The 13879-nt window shown below is 73.7% G+C and carries 17 protein-coding genes; 6 read left to right on the top strand and 11 right to left on the bottom strand.

Going from position 1 to position 13879, the window contains the following annotated elements:
* Positions 1-51: 51 nt before the first annotated feature.
* Complete coding sequence (locus tag TK50_RS01170) at positions 52-507, bottom strand: Lrp/AsnC family transcriptional regulator (protein WP_043960922.1); 456 nt, start codon at positions 505-507, stop codon at positions 52-54.
* 59 nt (positions 508-566) lie between these two features.
* Here TK50_RS01170 and ddaH point away from each other — a divergent pair, with 59 nt between their 5' ends.
* Positions 567-1400 carry a dimethylargininase gene (ddaH, locus tag TK50_RS01165; protein WP_338390893.1) on the top strand — a complete coding sequence of 278 codons (834 nt, stop codon included), beginning with the start codon at positions 567-569 and terminating at the stop codon, positions 1398-1400.
* Between the two features lie 76 nt (positions 1401-1476).
* On the opposite strand, the gene TK50_RS01160 is transcribed toward ddaH, so the two are convergent.
* Both TK50_RS01160 and TK50_RS01155 read right to left on the bottom strand, forming a co-directional pair.
* Complete coding sequence (locus TK50_RS01160) at positions 1477-2682, bottom strand: ABC transporter substrate-binding protein (protein ID WP_043960920.1); 1206 nt, start codon at positions 2680-2682, stop codon at positions 1477-1479.
* 78 nt (positions 2683-2760) lie between these two features.
* Positions 2761-3558 carry an alpha/beta hydrolase family protein gene (locus TK50_RS01155; RefSeq protein WP_043960919.1) on the bottom strand — a complete coding sequence of 266 codons (798 nt, stop codon included), beginning with the start codon at positions 3556-3558 and terminating at the stop codon, positions 2761-2763.
* A 105-nt stretch (positions 3559-3663) separates the two neighbouring features.
* Between TK50_RS01155 and TK50_RS01150 the strand changes: the two genes are divergently transcribed.
* Positions 3664-4266, top strand: a complete 603-nt coding sequence (locus TK50_RS01150; RefSeq protein ID WP_043963610.1) for a bacterial proteasome activator family protein — start codon at positions 3664-3666, stop codon at positions 4264-4266.
* A 38-nt stretch (positions 4267-4304) separates the two neighbouring features.
* Here TK50_RS01150 and TK50_RS01145 read toward each other — a convergent pair whose 3' ends face one another.
* From TK50_RS01145 to TK50_RS01135, 3 genes are all read right to left on the bottom strand, one after another.
* On the bottom strand, positions 4305-5117 hold the full coding sequence (locus TK50_RS01145; RefSeq protein WP_043960918.1) for an HAD family hydrolase: 813 nt from the start codon (positions 5115-5117) through the stop codon (positions 4305-4307).
* Positions 5117-5938 carry an HAD family hydrolase gene (locus TK50_RS01140; RefSeq protein ID WP_043960917.1) on the bottom strand — a complete coding sequence of 274 codons (822 nt, stop codon included), beginning with the start codon at positions 5936-5938 and terminating at the stop codon, positions 5117-5119. The genes TK50_RS01145 and TK50_RS01140 overlap by 1 nt, the downstream gene beginning before the upstream one ends.
* A gap of 173 nt (positions 5939-6111) precedes the next feature.
* Positions 6112-6798, bottom strand: a complete 687-nt coding sequence (locus tag TK50_RS01135; protein WP_043960916.1) for a hypothetical protein — start codon at positions 6796-6798, stop codon at positions 6112-6114.
* Positions 6799-6972: 174 nt separating this feature from the next.
* Here TK50_RS01135 and TK50_RS01130 point away from each other — a divergent pair, with 174 nt between their 5' ends.
* From TK50_RS01130 to TK50_RS01120, 3 genes are all read left to right on the top strand, one after another.
* A complete protein-coding gene (locus tag TK50_RS01130; RefSeq protein WP_043960915.1) occupies positions 6973-7404 on the top strand; it encodes an OsmC family protein in 432 nt (143 codons plus the stop codon).
* Between the two features lie 125 nt (positions 7405-7529).
* Positions 7530-7871, top strand: a complete 342-nt coding sequence (locus TK50_RS01125) for a metallopeptidase family protein (protein ID WP_043963608.1) — start codon at positions 7530-7532, stop codon at positions 7869-7871.
* Positions 7872-8041: 170 nt separating this feature from the next.
* Positions 8042-8764, top strand: a complete 723-nt coding sequence (locus tag TK50_RS01120) for an AIM24 family protein (protein WP_043960914.1) — start codon at positions 8042-8044, stop codon at positions 8762-8764.
* A 100-nt stretch (positions 8765-8864) separates the two neighbouring features.
* Here TK50_RS01120 and pheA read toward each other — a convergent pair whose 3' ends face one another.
* From pheA to TK50_RS01095, 5 genes are all read right to left on the bottom strand, one after another.
* A complete protein-coding gene (pheA, locus tag TK50_RS01115; protein WP_043960913.1) occupies positions 8865-9821 on the bottom strand; it encodes a prephenate dehydratase in 957 nt (318 codons plus the stop codon).
* Between the two features lie 9 nt (positions 9822-9830).
* A complete protein-coding gene (locus TK50_RS01110) occupies positions 9831-10466 on the bottom strand; it encodes a hypothetical protein (protein ID WP_374199697.1) in 636 nt (211 codons plus the stop codon).
* Positions 10467-10588: 122 nt separating this feature from the next.
* Positions 10589-10972 (bottom strand): ACT domain-containing protein, encoded by a 384-nt coding sequence (locus tag TK50_RS01105; protein WP_043960912.1) that lies wholly within the window; start codon positions 10970-10972, stop codon positions 10589-10591.
* A 136-nt stretch (positions 10973-11108) separates the two neighbouring features.
* Positions 11109-11567, bottom strand: a complete 459-nt coding sequence (locus tag TK50_RS01100; RefSeq protein WP_043960911.1) for a hypothetical protein — start codon at positions 11565-11567, stop codon at positions 11109-11111.
* 177 nt (positions 11568-11744) lie between these two features.
* Entirely contained in the window at positions 11745-12485 is a 741-nt protein-coding gene (locus TK50_RS01095; RefSeq protein ID WP_043960910.1) for a hypothetical protein, read from the bottom strand.
* 164 nt (positions 12486-12649) lie between these two features.
* Between TK50_RS01095 and TK50_RS01090 the strand changes: the two genes are divergently transcribed.
* Positions 12650-13846, top strand: a complete 1197-nt coding sequence (locus tag TK50_RS01090) for an arginine deiminase (RefSeq protein ID WP_043960909.1) — start codon at positions 12650-12652, stop codon at positions 13844-13846.
* The last annotated feature ends 33 nt before the right edge of the window (positions 13847-13879 follow it).

Here is a 13879-nt window from a genome sequence, read left to right as displayed (position 1 = left end):
GTGTCCGACTCCGGTTCCCGTGCCCGACCGGGCGGCTCAGGTCGGCGTCCCTCAGGTGGAGGGGCCGACGCCGGGGGACTCGGCGAGGCGGGAGAGCACGATGGTGCTGCGGGTGGAGGTCACGAACGACTCGGCGCGCAGCCGTTCGAGGGCCTCCTCCAGGTGCGAGATGTCCGCCGCGCGCAGGTGCACCAGCGCGTCCGCCTCCCCGGAGACCGTGTACGCCCCGACCACCTCCGGATGCCGGCGCACGGCCACCCCGATCTGGGCGGGGGTGGTCCGCCCGGCGCAGAACAGCTCGACGAAGGCCTCCGTGGTCCAGCCGACGGCGGCCGGGTCGACGACGGCCGTGAATCCCCGGATCACCCCGGCTGCGCGTAGCCGGTCCACCCGGCGCTTGACGGCCGGGGCGGAGAGCGAGACCCGGCTGCCGATGTCGGCGTACGAGGCGCGGGCGTCCGCCACCAGCAACGCAATGATTCGCTGATCCACCGCGTCTATCTGCAACGTTCCGCCCTCAGGAAGCAATGGTTGTGGCTGTTACCAAGGTTCAAGGCTACCTACTCTTGGTTTCCGTGAACCAGCACCGGATCCCCAGAAAGCGGACATATCTCATGTGTTCGCCCGAGCATTTCGCCGTCGCGTACGCGATCAATCCGTGGATGGACGTCACCACGCCCGTCGACGCGGCGCTGGCGGTCAAGCAGTGGGACCGGCTGCGCGAGACGCTGCTCGGTCTCGGCCACGACGTGCACCTGCTCACCCCCGAGGCCGGCCTGCCCGACATGGTGTTCGCGGCCAACGGCGCGTTCGTCGTCGACGGGACGGTCTACGGCGCCCGGTTCAAGCACGAGCAGCGGGCCGCCGAGGCCGCCGCGCACCGCGCCTTCTACGAGGAGCGGGGCTGGCACTTCATCGCCCCGAACGAGACCAACGAGGGCGAGGGCGACTTCGCGTACCTGCCGGAGGCGCACGGCGGGCTGGTCCTCGCCGGCCACGGCTTCCGCACCGAGCTGCCGGCGCACGCCGAGGCGCAGGAGGCGCTCGGCCGACCAGTGGTGTCGCTGCACCTGGTCGACCCCCGCTTCTACCACCTCGACGTGGCGCTGGCCTCGATCGACGACGGGAACATCGTCTACTACCCGGGCGCGTTCTCGGCGGCCAGCCAGCGGGTCCTCGCCCAGCTCTTCCCCGACGCGATCGTCGCGGACGACGTTGACGCCCTGGCGTTCGGCCTGAACCTGGTCAGCGACGGGGCGAACGTGGTCCTGAACAGCGAGGCGTCCCGGCTCGCCGGCAAGCTGAAGGCGGCCGGCTACACCCCCGTGCCGGTCGAGCTGACCGAGGTGCGCAAGGGCGGCGGCAGCGTGAAGTGCTGCATCGCGGAGCTGCGCGACTGACGGGCGCGACCCACCCGCGCACGGGCCGGTCTCGCCTGGGGGGAGACCGGCCCGCGCGGTGTCGTCGGGTGGGCGGTCAGCCGAGCGTGGCCAGCTCGTTGATCAGGACGTTGGAGAGCACCTGGCCGTCGCGCTGCACCTTGCGCAGGTACCACTTCTGCTGGGGTGTTCGCGGCTGGTTGAACTGCCACGCCCCGCGCGGGCTGTCGATCTGGCCGATCTTGCCCAGCGCCAGGTTGACCTGCTGCGGGGTCGGGTCGCCCCCCGCCAGCCGGATCGCCTTGTCCAGCACCTGCGCCGCGTCGTACGACGCCATCGCGTAGGTGGTCGGGGACGCGCCGTGCGTCTTGCGGTACGCCGAGGCGAAGGTGCGGTTGGCGGTGTTGTTCAGGTCGGCGGAGTAGTTCAGCGCGGTCACGATGTTGCGCGCCTCCACCTCCTGCACCTCGTCGAGCACGGTGCCCTCGGTGAGGAAGCCGGGCGCGTAGATCGGGCCCGTCCACCCCTCGCGGTACAGCTGCTTGATGAACTGCACCGCCGCCGGCCCGGCGAAGTGGCAGAAGATCGCGTCCGGCTGGCGGGCCAGGGCCGTGCGGATGTCGGCGGTGTACGCGGTGCCGCCCGGCGTGCTGCTGGTGTCGGTCCAGATCACCGGGTCGGCGATCCGGGGGTCGCCCGTTCCGGCTGTGCTGAACTGGGCTTGGAGCCCCTGGATCACGTCCCGGGAGCCGAGGTTGTCGGGGGCGATGATGGCGACCCGACTGCCGGTGGGCAGCCGCTGCGCCATGTACGGGCCGATCGCCCGGCCCGGCTCGTCCAGCACGTAGGAGGTGCGCCAGATGTAGACGACGCTCTGGAGGCTCTTCGGCGAGGCGTTGGAGCCGACCAGCGGCACCCGGGCCTTCTCGACGGTGTCCCGGATGCCCACCATGACGGCCGAGTTGACCACGCCGGTGAGCGCGAGCACGCCCTGCTTGAGCAGGCTGTCGACGGCCGCCTTGCCGGTCTTGGCGGTCTCACCCTCGTCGGCGGTCACCACCGTCACCGGATGCCCGCCGAGCTGCTGGCCGTTGAGGGTGAGATAGAGCTGGAAGCCGTTGACGATCTCGTCGCCGATGGCCTTGAAGCCACCGGTCTGCGGTGCGATGAGACCGATCTTGACCGGCTTGCCGGTGGGGGTCGCCGGCCCTTCGTCGCCGTCCGTGGCGCAGGCGGCGGTCAGGCCCGTGGTACCGAGGGCGGCCAACAATTGGAGTGCCCGCCTGCGGTTCATCTGGGACACCGAATTCCTTCCGGGAGCTGAGCTGGGCCGATACCGTCCCCTCGGCGTTCTACCGGTTCGGCGACGCTGCGTCAATGTTCAGTGATCAAAGTGCAAGGTTCGCAGCCCACGGGCCACCTCCGGCCAGGCGGACGACTCGGGGTCGATGAGCCCGAAATGCTCGCATTCGGGAAGCTCTACGAGCTCCACCGGGCTGCCGGCCGCCCGCGCGGCGGCGGCATATGACCGGCTCACCCCCATCGGCACCTGCCGGTCCAGCCGGCCGTGCAGGATCACCGTCCGTGTCGGGATGGGCACCAGCAGGCGGGGGTCGGCGGCGGCGTACCGCTGCGGGTGCTCCGCCGGCCCGCCGCCGAGCAGCGCGGCCACCGCCCCGCCGTCCAGGTCCAGCCGGTACGCCTCGGTCAGGTCCGCGACCGGGGCGAGCGCCAGCACCCCCGCCACCGTCCCCGGTGCGGTGGCCGCGGCGTACAGGGCGAGGTGACCGCCGGCCGAGTGGCCGACCAGCAGCGGCGGCCCCGGGCGCAGCCGGTCGCCCAGCACCGGCCCGGCCAGCCCGGGCAGCGCGGCGACGCCCGCCAGCACGTCCGCGAGGGTGCCCGGCCAGCCGCCGCCCGGCTGTCCGGTGCGCCGGTACTCCAGCTGGGCCACCGGATAGCCGAGCGCGGCCAGCGCCGCCGCGAGCGGCCCGGTGTGGCCGCGGTCGTACTCGGCCCGCCAGAAGCCGCCGTGCACCACCACGACCAGGGGGAGCGGCGGGCCGTCCCCCGCCGGACGGCGCAGGTCGGCGACCTGGTCCGGGTGCCCGCCGTAGGCGACGGTGGCGTCCGGCGCGGGGGCGGGGCGGTCGAGCACAGAACGGGGGTCGGCGGGCATGCCGGCGACGGTAGCGCGGCAGAAGGCCCCGAGGGTGCCCGGTCGGGGAACACCCGCGACCCGGTGCCGGTCCCGGCGAGCGGGCGGCCCGTCGCCTGGGTCAAGATGGAACGCATGACCGAAGCGCACTCCGCTGGACAAGACGACGAGCCGGGCCGCGACGGCACCGGGCGATCCGGCACCGTGGTGGTGGTCGGCCCGGACGGCCGCCCGGTCGGCACCGTGCAGACCGACGAGGCCGCGGGCGAGGACCCGACCCGCCTGGTCGAGCAACCCGCCAAGGTGATGCGGATCGGCAGCATGATCAAGCAGCTGCTGGAGGAGGTCAAGGCAGCCCCGCTCGACGACGCGAGCCGGCACCGGATGCGCGAGATCCACGAACGGTCGATCGTCGAGCTGAAGGAGGGCCTGGCCCCCGAGCTCCGCGACGAGCTGGAGCGGATCTCGCTGCCCTTCACCGAGGACAAGGCGCCCAGCGAGGGCGAGCTGCGGATCGCCCACGCCCAGCTCGTCGGCTGGCTGGAGGGGCTGTTCCACGGCATCCAGGCGGCCCTGGTGGCGCAGCAGATGGCCGCCCGCGTGCAGTTGGAGCAGATGCGCTCCGGCCGGCAGGCGCTGCCCAGCGGCCCCGCCGGGATGATGCCGGGCATGCCGGGCATCGGTCAGCCGCAGGGCGGCGAGGGACACAGCACCGGGCAATACCTCTGACCGTCGCGCGCCGGGCCGCCGCAGGCCCGGCGCGCGTCTCAGCCCACCCCGAAGACCTTCTCCAGGTACGCGGCCACGCCGTCGGCGGAGTTCGCCGCCGTCACCTCGTCGGCGATCGCCAGGACGGCGGGGTGCGCGTTCGCCACCGCCACCCCCCGGCCGGCCCAGGTCAGCATCGGCACGTCGTTGGGCATGTCGCCGAAGGCCAGCACGTCCCGCTCGTCGATCCCGAGCCGGGCGCAGTACCAGGCCAGGCCCGCCGCCTTGGTCACCCCGGCCGCCGAGATCTCCACCAGCCCCGTGTACGACGAGTGGGTCGCCTCGGCCAGCCCGCGCAGCGCCCCGGCGACCACCTCCACGAACACGTCCGGGTCCTGCTCGCCGGCGCGGGCCAGCAGCTTCACCGCCGGCACCGAGTGCAGCTCCTCCGGCGAGGTGATCGCCCGGATCGCCTCCGCGTCGGCGTCCCAGCGCAGCGGATAGCCGGCCTCGTGCCGCATCTCGCGGCTGTCCACGATCTCCACCGCGAAGCTGACCCCGGGCACCTCGGCGCGCAGCCGCCGGGCCACCTCGGCGAGCAGCTCCGGCGCGAGCGGGTCGGCCCGGAGCACCTCGTCGGCCACCGGGTCGTACACCACCGCGCCGTTGGCGCAGATCGCCGGCAGCGGCTCGGCGAGCTGCTCGTACACCAGTTGGAGCCAGCGGATCGGGCGGCCGGTGACCAGCACGACCGGCGTGCCCCGCGCGGACATCCGGGCCAGCGCGTCGCGGGTGCGGGGGCTGAGCGTCCGCTCGTCGGTGAGCAGGGTCCCGTCGATGTCCGTGGCGACCAGCCGAGGTGTCTCTCCCATCACCGGGAGAGTAGTCGGTCCAGGTAGACCGCGACTCCGTCGTCGTCGTTGCGCAGCGTCACCTCGTCGGCGGCGGCGCGGACGGTCGGGTGGGCGTTGGAGACGGCCACCCGGGACCACCCGGCCCACTCGAACATCGGCAGGTCGTTGGGCATGTCACCGAAGACCAGCACGTCGGCCGGGTCCACCCCGAGCCGCTGCGCCACGACGTGCAGCCCGGACGCCTTGTCGACCCCGGGCGGGGAGATCTCGACGAAGCCGAGCCCGGCCTGGGTGAGCGCGGCGACCTCGGGGCCGATGATCCGGCGGGCGGTCTCCAGCAGCGCGTCGACGTGGTGGTCGGCGGTCCGGGCGAACGCCTTGATCACGTCGGTGCCGAGGCACTCGTCCCGGGTACGCGGCTCGAACAGGTCCGGGTACGGCCAGCTCGGGTGGTAGTCGCCCCAGAGCGGGGCACCGGCCTCGCCGGACGCCTCGACCATCACGGTGAGCGGGCCGACCTCGGCCTCCAGGTCGGCGAGCAGCCGCGCCAGCACCTCCCGGGAGAGCCGCTCCTCGCGCAGCAACTCCGGGCCGGCCGGGTCGCTCTGGTCGACCACCCAGCCACCGCCGGCGAGCACCAGGAAGTCGGCGGCGCGGATGTCGTTGCGGGTCAGTTCGGTGAGTCGCGGGCCCCGGCCGGTCGCGCCGACCACCGGGATGCCGGCGGCCCGCACCCGGTCGAGCACCTCATGGGTGTACGCGGAGACGGTCTCGTCGCTGCGGACCAGCGTCCCGTCGAGGTCGGTGGCGATCAGCTTGGGCAGCCCCGGGCGGGTCATGGTTCCTCCTTCGCCCGCCGCCGTCGCGCCGGCCCTGTCTCTGGGTCGTCGGTGCCTCGACCAGCAGTGACGGCGGGCAGCCACCGTACCTCGCGTAACCGGGCGCGGCCATGGCTTCCCGGCGAACCGGGCGGCAACTCGACACCACACCCAGGTTGCGCGCGCCCCGGGCGCTATTCCGGGCGGGCGAAGGGGACCGTCGGCTGCACCGTGAGGTCGGCCGGCCCGAGGGGCAGGTCGGTCTCCTCGGCGGGCGGGTGCTCCGCCTGCGGCGCGCTCTCGTCCGGTGACCCGGATTCGGTCCGGCCGGCGAGGTACAGCGCCGCCGCCAACAGCACGCAGGCCGCGAAGGCCGCCACCAGCCCCCGGCCGTACTCGACCTGGAAGCCGTCCTCCGAGGAGTAGAGGGCCTGCCGGCCCGAGTCGTCCAGCGACACCGACGTGGCGACCAGGACGCCGACCAGGGCCGTCGACAGGGCGAGGCCGGCGACCCGCGCGTCGTGCCGCACGGCGGCGCTGCCCCGCAGGGCCAGGGCCGCAGCCGTGACCAGCGCGAACAGGCCCACCAGATAGCCCAGCCCGAAGCCGCCGACGTCGGACACCCCGCCCGGCACCCGCAGCGTGTCGCCCTCGGGCCCCCCGGTCGGCACGGTCATCACCAGCCACTCCCCGACCAGCGAGGCGAACGCGGCCACCCCGCCGAGGCCGGCCGCCACCAGCGGGATCCGGCGGTCCCGCCCGAGCCGGGACAGCGGGCGACCCACCCGCCCCGACGGGGCAGGTTCGGGCCCACCCCACTCCACGACGCTGGCACCGCCGGCCCGGCTGTCCTGCCGGGGGATGGAAAGATCGTCGGACATCGGCCACCTCTCCGCGTTCGTGGGCCTGAACCTCGCGGGCCTGAACCTCGTGGGCCTGAGCCGAATCATGACACAGCAGGCACCGCGTGGCCGGGAACGCGACCGCCACGATCGGCGTGGCCGGATCACGGGCACCGGGTCGCCCGCCGCCCGGCTTTCGGTTAGCGTCGGCTCATGCCTATCCGTACCGCTTCCGCACGCTGGCAGGGCGATCTCACCGAGGGTTCCGGCACGGTCCGCACCGGCAAGGGCGGGCTCCAGGGAAACTACTCCTTCAAGTCGCGGTTCGAGGAGGGCGAGGGCACCAACCCCGAGGAACTCATCGGGGCGGCCCACGCCGCCTGCTTCTCGATGGCGTTCTCCAAGCAGCTCGCCGACGCCGGCGCGACCGGCACGTCGGTGGAGACCACCGCGAAGGTGCACTTCGACAAGACCGACGCGGGGATGACCGTGACCCGGATCGACCTGGAGACGGTCGGCCAGGCCCCGGGGCTCGACGAGGCCCAGTTCGCCAAGCTGGCCGAGACCGCCAAGGAGAACTGCCCGATCTCGCGCCTGCTCTCCCCGGGTGCCCAGATCAGCCTCACGGCCCGGCTCGCCTCCTGAGGCTCCCCGCGCCCACGTGACGCGGAGGGTCCCCGTCCGCACGGACGGGGACTTTTCCGTACGAGAGGGATCTTGGGCCCCGTGCGCGGGGGCGGCTCGGGGACAATGGGGGCGTGGCGGTCCAGATGAGCCGGGAGCGCTTCGAGGAACTGGTCGGGGACGCCCTCGACGAGGTCCCCGAGGAACTGCTGCGGCTGATGAGCAACGTGGTGATCCTCGTCGAGGACCACCCGCCCCCCGGCGACGAGGACCTGCTCGGCCTCTACGAGGGGCACGCCCTCACCGAGCGGGGCTGGGACTACGCGGGCGTCCTGCCGGACCGCATCTTCATCTACCGGCACCCCATCCTGCGCATCTGCGACAGCGAGGAGGACGTCGTCGACGAGGTGGCGGTCACCGTGGTGCACGAGATCGCCCACCACTTCGGCATCGACGACGAACGGCTGCACGACCTCGGCTGGGGCTGACGGGTCGGCGTCGGAGTCCCCTCCGTCCGGTCCGCGCCGGCGTCCCCGTCCCCGTCCCCGTCCGTCCGGTCCGCGCCCAGCGACGGTGGGCCGGCCCCGCTCGGCCGATGTCACCGGTTGCGCTGGTCACCTACCCTCCGGGCAGACACCCCGAGTCAGGAGGCATTTCCATGCGCAGCGCGCTGTTCTCCGCCGAGAACCTGGAGAAGGAGTCCACCCAGCCCGGCATGCGGCTGCAGAACTCCAAGATGTTGAAGATCGAGCTGAACGGCGAGGCGATGGCCCGGGTCGGGTCGATGGTCGCCTACCAGGGTCAGGTGCAGTTCCAGGCGCTCGGCTCCGGCGGCCTGGGCAAGTTCCTCAAGCAGAAGCTCACCGGCGAGGGCGTCCCGCTGATGAAGCTCACCGGCCGGGGCGACGTCTTCCTCGCCGAGCTGGCCAAGGACGTGCACATCATCGACCTGGAGCCCGGCGACGCCCTGTCGATCAACGGATCCAGCGTGCTGGCCTTCGACTCCACCCTGCAGTACGACATCCGCATGGTCGGCGGCGCCGGGATGGCCTCCTCGTCCGGCCTGTTCAACTGCGTCTTCACCGGCCACGGCCGGATCGCGATCACCACGAAGGGCACCCCGGTGGTGCTCAACGTCGACGCCCCGACCTACGTCGACCCGCAGGCCGCCGTCTGCTGGTCGGCCAACCTCCAGACCGGCTACCACCGGGCCGAGCAGTTCGGCCTGGGCACGCTGCTGGGGCGCAGCACCGGCGAGGCGTTCACGATGAGCTTCGCCGGGCAGGGCTTCGTGGTGGTGCAGCCCTCCGAGGAGCCGCCGATCGCGGGCAGCGGCGCCCAGGAGCAGCAGGGCGGCCTGCTCGGCGGCCTGCTGAGCTGACCCGTCGCCGGGCCGGCGACGAGCTGACCCGGGCGGGGCGCCCGACACGGGGCGCCCCGGTCTCAGCTCGCCGCCGCGAGCCGGGCCGGCGAGGCCGGGGTCAGCTCAGCTCGCCGGCGCGTAACCGGGCCAGCCAGGCCGCCGCGTCGGCGTAGTCGGCGTCCGACAGGCCGGCCGGTGCGGGGATGGGCCGGTCGCCCGCCGGCTGCGCCCACCGGTGCCGGGGGTACGACCCGAGGAACCGCACCTGGGCACAGACCCGGCGCAACCCCTGCAACGCCTCCCCGAGCCGTGGCTCGGCGACGTGGCCGGTGCAGTCGAGGAAGAAGACGTACCGGCCCAGCGCCTCGCCCGTCGGGCGGGACTCGATGCGGGTCAGGTTCACCCCGCGCACGGCCAGTTCCATCAGCACCGACAGCAGCGCGCCCACCCGGTCATGGGCGATGTAGACGGCCAGCGACGTGAGGTCGTCCCCGGTGGGGGGCGGGGGCGGGCCCGGGCGGGACAGCAGCGCGAAGCGGGTCACCGCGTCGGGATGGTCGGCGATCTTGTCGGCGAGCACCGCCAGCCGGTGCCGGGCGGCCCCGATCGGGGCGCAGATCGCCGCGTCGTACTCGCCCGTCGCCGCGCCCGCCGCGGCGGCCCCGTTGGAGAGCACGTCGACCACGACCGCGTCCGGCAGGTGGGCGCGCAGCCAGCCCCGGCACTGCGTGGACGCCTGAGGATGGGCGGCCACCGAGCGGATCTCCTCCGGCGACGTCCCCGGGCGGGCGCCGAGCACGAACTCGACCGGCAGGATCACCTCCCGGGTGATCACCAGCGGTTCCCCCTCGGCCAGCTCGTCCAGGGTCACGCCGACCGCGCCGCCGATCGAGTTCTCCAGCGGCACCAGGGCCGCGTCGGCCTCGGAGGCGCGGACGCTCTCCAGGGCCTCGCCGACGCTGCGGGCGGGCGTGCGGGTGCCGCGCTCGGCGGCCGGCACGGTGCGCAGCGCCTGCTCGGCGAAGGTGCCCTCGGGGCCGAGGTAGACGAAACGGGTGGGCGGTGTTCCCGGCATGCCGCCAGCCTACGCACCCGGTACGGCACCGGGGACGGCGTCGCAGGCGAGTGCCCGGATGCCGGGCGGCCCGGCCACCCGTACCTCGATGGTGCAGACGTCGGTGCCGGCGGTGACCAGCTCCAGGTCGCCCGGCCGGCCCCGGGTGACCACCTGCAGCTCCTCGTGCCCGGTCACCCGCAGCACCGTGTACTGCCAGTCCCCGGCGCAGAGCGGGCCGTCGCCCGCCCGTACCGCGACCGAGCGGGACAGCACCCCGGCCGGGCCGCGCAGCAGCGCGACGACCCGGTCCACCGACGGGCCGTCGGGGCAGGGGCCGGCGACCAGGTCGGAGGCCGGGGTGGTCGGCGGCCCCGCCGCCGGCGGGGTGAGCGGTGTCGCCGGGCCGGTGGGCGGGGCGGAAGCCGACGGGGTGGTGCCGGGCGTGCCGATGCTGGGCAGGGCGGCGGGCTGGCGCAGCTCCGGCGGCGTGCCGCAGCCGGCGAGCGTGCCGGCGAGGACGGCGAGCAACACGACCGCGCCGGGGACCCGGAGCGAACCGGAGCAGCCGGGCACCCGGGAGGAACCGGCGTGACCGGGCGCGCGGGACGGACCGGGGGCGCCGGGCGCGCGGGACACCGGTCGGTGCGGTGCGGATGGCGGCACGAGCCGATCCTTGCATCGGAGGACGTCGTTGTGGCCGGGCGGCCGAGCTCATCGTAGGAGCCATCGGCCTGGCCGTGAAGGCCCACCGGGCAGGTCTCGCGCGGGCGACCGTCCGGGGGCCGTCAGTCGAGGACGCGGTGGCCGGCGCGGCGCAGCGCTGCGGTCGCCTCGCCCAGCCGCACGGCCGGGACCAGCACGTGGTCGGTGTCGTACGTGGAGAACGCCACCGGATCGACCCGCGCCTCGGTCAACGGGCCGATGAGCGCGGCCAGGGTGCCGGTCACCGCCTGCCCGAGCGGGCCGACGATCCGCAGGCAACGCCAGTCGGTCTCCACCTCGGCCGGCGCGCGGGGGACCGGGCAGATCACGGAGACCCCGTCGGCGGCCCAGCTCACGCTGACCACCTCGGCGTCGCCCAGTTCGCCCCAGAGGGCGGGCCCGAGGACGGAGCCGGCGACCAGCCGGCACACCGCGTATTCCCCCGGCAGCAGAGCGACATCGACCATGAGGGCACCCTACGGCCTGGCGGGTGTCCGCCACAGCTCCCGAGGGTGCGGCGGATGCCACATTCGCCCAGGTCAGGCCCGCAGTGCGGCGCATCGGTCCACAGGGCAGCCGGGACCGGGCCGCAGCGGAGCCGGGTCAGACCTCGGAGAAGAAGGTCAGCGACCCGGCGACCCGTCCGTCGGTGAGCACCGGCGTCGAGATCGCGTCGACCGTCGGGTCCGTCCGGCCCGCCGCCGCGGCCTGCACCCGCAGCAGCCCCCGGGCGAGACGCCCGGAGTGCAGGGCGAGCAGCGGCGGGATCTTGTCGGTCTCCTGCTCGGTCAGCTCGCCCCGGTGGGCGGTGAAGTCGAGCAGCCGCAGGCAGCCGTCGAGCAGGGGCAGGCCGATCACGTCGTCGGGACAGCCCAGGCAGAGCAACTCGCAACCGGACGCCGACACCGCGACGACCCGGGTGTCGGCGTCGATCAGGAGGCAGGGCTCGTCGGCCCGGGTCACGGTGGCGGACCACTGCCCGAAGTTGTCGGACTTCTGCTCCAGCGGTGTCCGGGCGGTGGGCGCGAACACTTCCGAGAGCGAGAGTTCGACGTGGGCCACCGCGCCTCCTATGTACACCGACGGTCTGTCCACGCTAACCGGTCGTTGTGGGTGCCGCCGACCGCGCTGGGGCCGCCGGGACGCCGGGGATCGGTTGCCCTCACCCGGGCGTCCGGCGCCGGCGCGGCCGGTGGTTGCTCCGGGTGCGGGCCGGACCGCGTGGCGTCGCGGGAGACGTTACCGGCGGTTGGCCGGCTTGTCAGCCGCCGTTCGGCCGCCGTCGTACCACCGGTAGTCGCCTGCTGGACGGTACGTGCCGTTCATCCAGGTCCCCGGGTGCTGCGCCACGCGGGCGAGTTTCTCGGCCGTGGCCGGGGTGATCCGGTTGCCCCCGGCCACGAGCAGGCGGTCCAGCTCGCGGTGGGTGGCCATGAGGCAGTCCTTCGGCAGGCCGTACACGCTGATGACGCCGGAACCGACGAAGGTCAGCACCGGCGTCACGGGAATGGGCAGTCCCACCGCCTGGGAGAGCACCTTGCTCGCCCGCTTGGCGTCCCGGCGGGCCTCGGCCACGTACGGCGGGCGCTTGCCGTTGATCTGCACCACGTCACCGGCTACGAGCACCCGGGCGCGACCGTGGTCGGCGATGGTCACCGCGAACAGGCCGCCCGGCCCGATGGCGAGGAACCCGGCCCGGTCGTCCTGCGCGGGGTCGAGGAGGAGATCCGTGGTGTCCGTGCGAGGCCACTCGACGACGTGCCACCCCGGCCCCAGATGGTCGAGCCGGCCCAGGGCGCGGGCCCCGGCCGCTTCCAACCGGCGGGCCCCCCGCTCGGCGCGCCGCCGCCGGGCCCACTCCAGGGGGCTCGGACGGGTCGGGTCGAGCACCCCGGGGGCATCCGCCCTGGGGTGTGGCACCGAGACGGGCGGCAGTGCCCGTGCGGTGGGTGCGGCTCGACGTGCGGGAAAGACAGTCATCGCGACCTCCGGCAAAAGGTCCCTCGAAGTTATGTCCTCACTACCCTACGTTGACATACCGGGTACCCGGCAAGTCGGAGCGCCGGAGTGAGTGCGGATGAATGCCATATTCATCCACAGACGTTTTACCGGATGCCGCCAAACCCTGCCCTACCCTTGGCCGGGTGACCCACTACGTGGACAGTGAAGTCGGCCGCCTCGGCACCGTGCTGCTGCACCGACCGGGCCCCGAACTGGCCCGACTCACCCCCCGGAACAACGACTCGTTGCTGTTCGACGCTATCCCATGGGTCGGACGGGCACAGGAGGAGCACGACGCGTTCGCCGCCGAGCTGCGCGCCCGCGGGGTGGAGGTGCTCTACCTCGCCACCCTCCTCGCCGAGACCCTCGCCGTCGCCGAGGCCCGCACCGAGCTGACCGAGCAGGTGCTCAGCTCGCCCCGGCTCGGCGACACCCTGCGCCGCCGGGTGGCCGACCACCTCGCCTACCTCGACCCCGCCGCCCTCGCCGACGTGCTCATCGCCGGGCTCGCCCACGAGGAGCTGCGGATCAGCCGGGAACGGCCCGGCGGGCTCGTCTACTCCCTGATGGACCGGCACGACTTCGTCATCGATCCCCTGCCCAACCTGCTGTTCACCCGCGACTCGTCACTGTGGATCGGCGACCGGGTCGGGGTCACCAGCCTGGCCATGCCAGCCCGCCGAAGAGAGACGAGCATCACCGACGCGATCTACCGGCACCACCCGCGCTTCGTCGGCACCGAGTTCGTCTACCACCCGAGGCTGGAGCACCTGGAAGGCGGCGACGTGCTGCTGCTGGCCCCGGGCGTGCTCGCGGTCGGGGTCGGCGAGCGCACCACCCCGGCCGGCGCGGAGCGGCTCGCCCGGCAGGTCTTCGCCGCCGGGCTGGCGCACACCATCCTGGTGGTGCCGATCGCCCAGGAACGCGCCACCATGCACCTGGACACCATCTGCACGATGGTCGACGTCGATGCCGTGCTGATGTACGCGAACGTGGCGAGCAGCCTCGTCGCGTACACGGTGGTCGCCGGCCCCGACGGCGAGCCGCAGGTGGACGGCCCCGCGCCGTTCCTGCGGGCCGCCGCCGACGCGATGGACCTCGACCAGCTCCGGGTGATCGACACCGGCCTCGACCCGGTCACCGCCGAGCGGGAGCAGTGGGACGACGGCAACAACACCCTCGCCATCGCCCCCCGGCTCTGCGTCGGTTACGAGCGCAACACCGGCACCAACGCCCAGCTGGAACGGGCCGGCATCGAGGTGATCCCGATCGCCGGCTCCGAGCTGGGCTCCGGCCGGGGCGGCCCGAGATGCATGTCCTGCCCCCTGGTCCGGGAGTAAGGAAGGGCCCCTGTCGACGCGAGACGTCGCACA

The organism is Micromonospora haikouensis, assembly GCF_000876225.1.
Classification (GTDB): Bacteria; Actinomycetota; Actinomycetes; order Mycobacteriales; family Micromonosporaceae; genus Micromonospora; species Micromonospora haikouensis.
The sequence above is the reverse complement of the archived record's forward strand: the minus strand, read 5'-3'. Positions and strand labels throughout refer to the sequence as shown.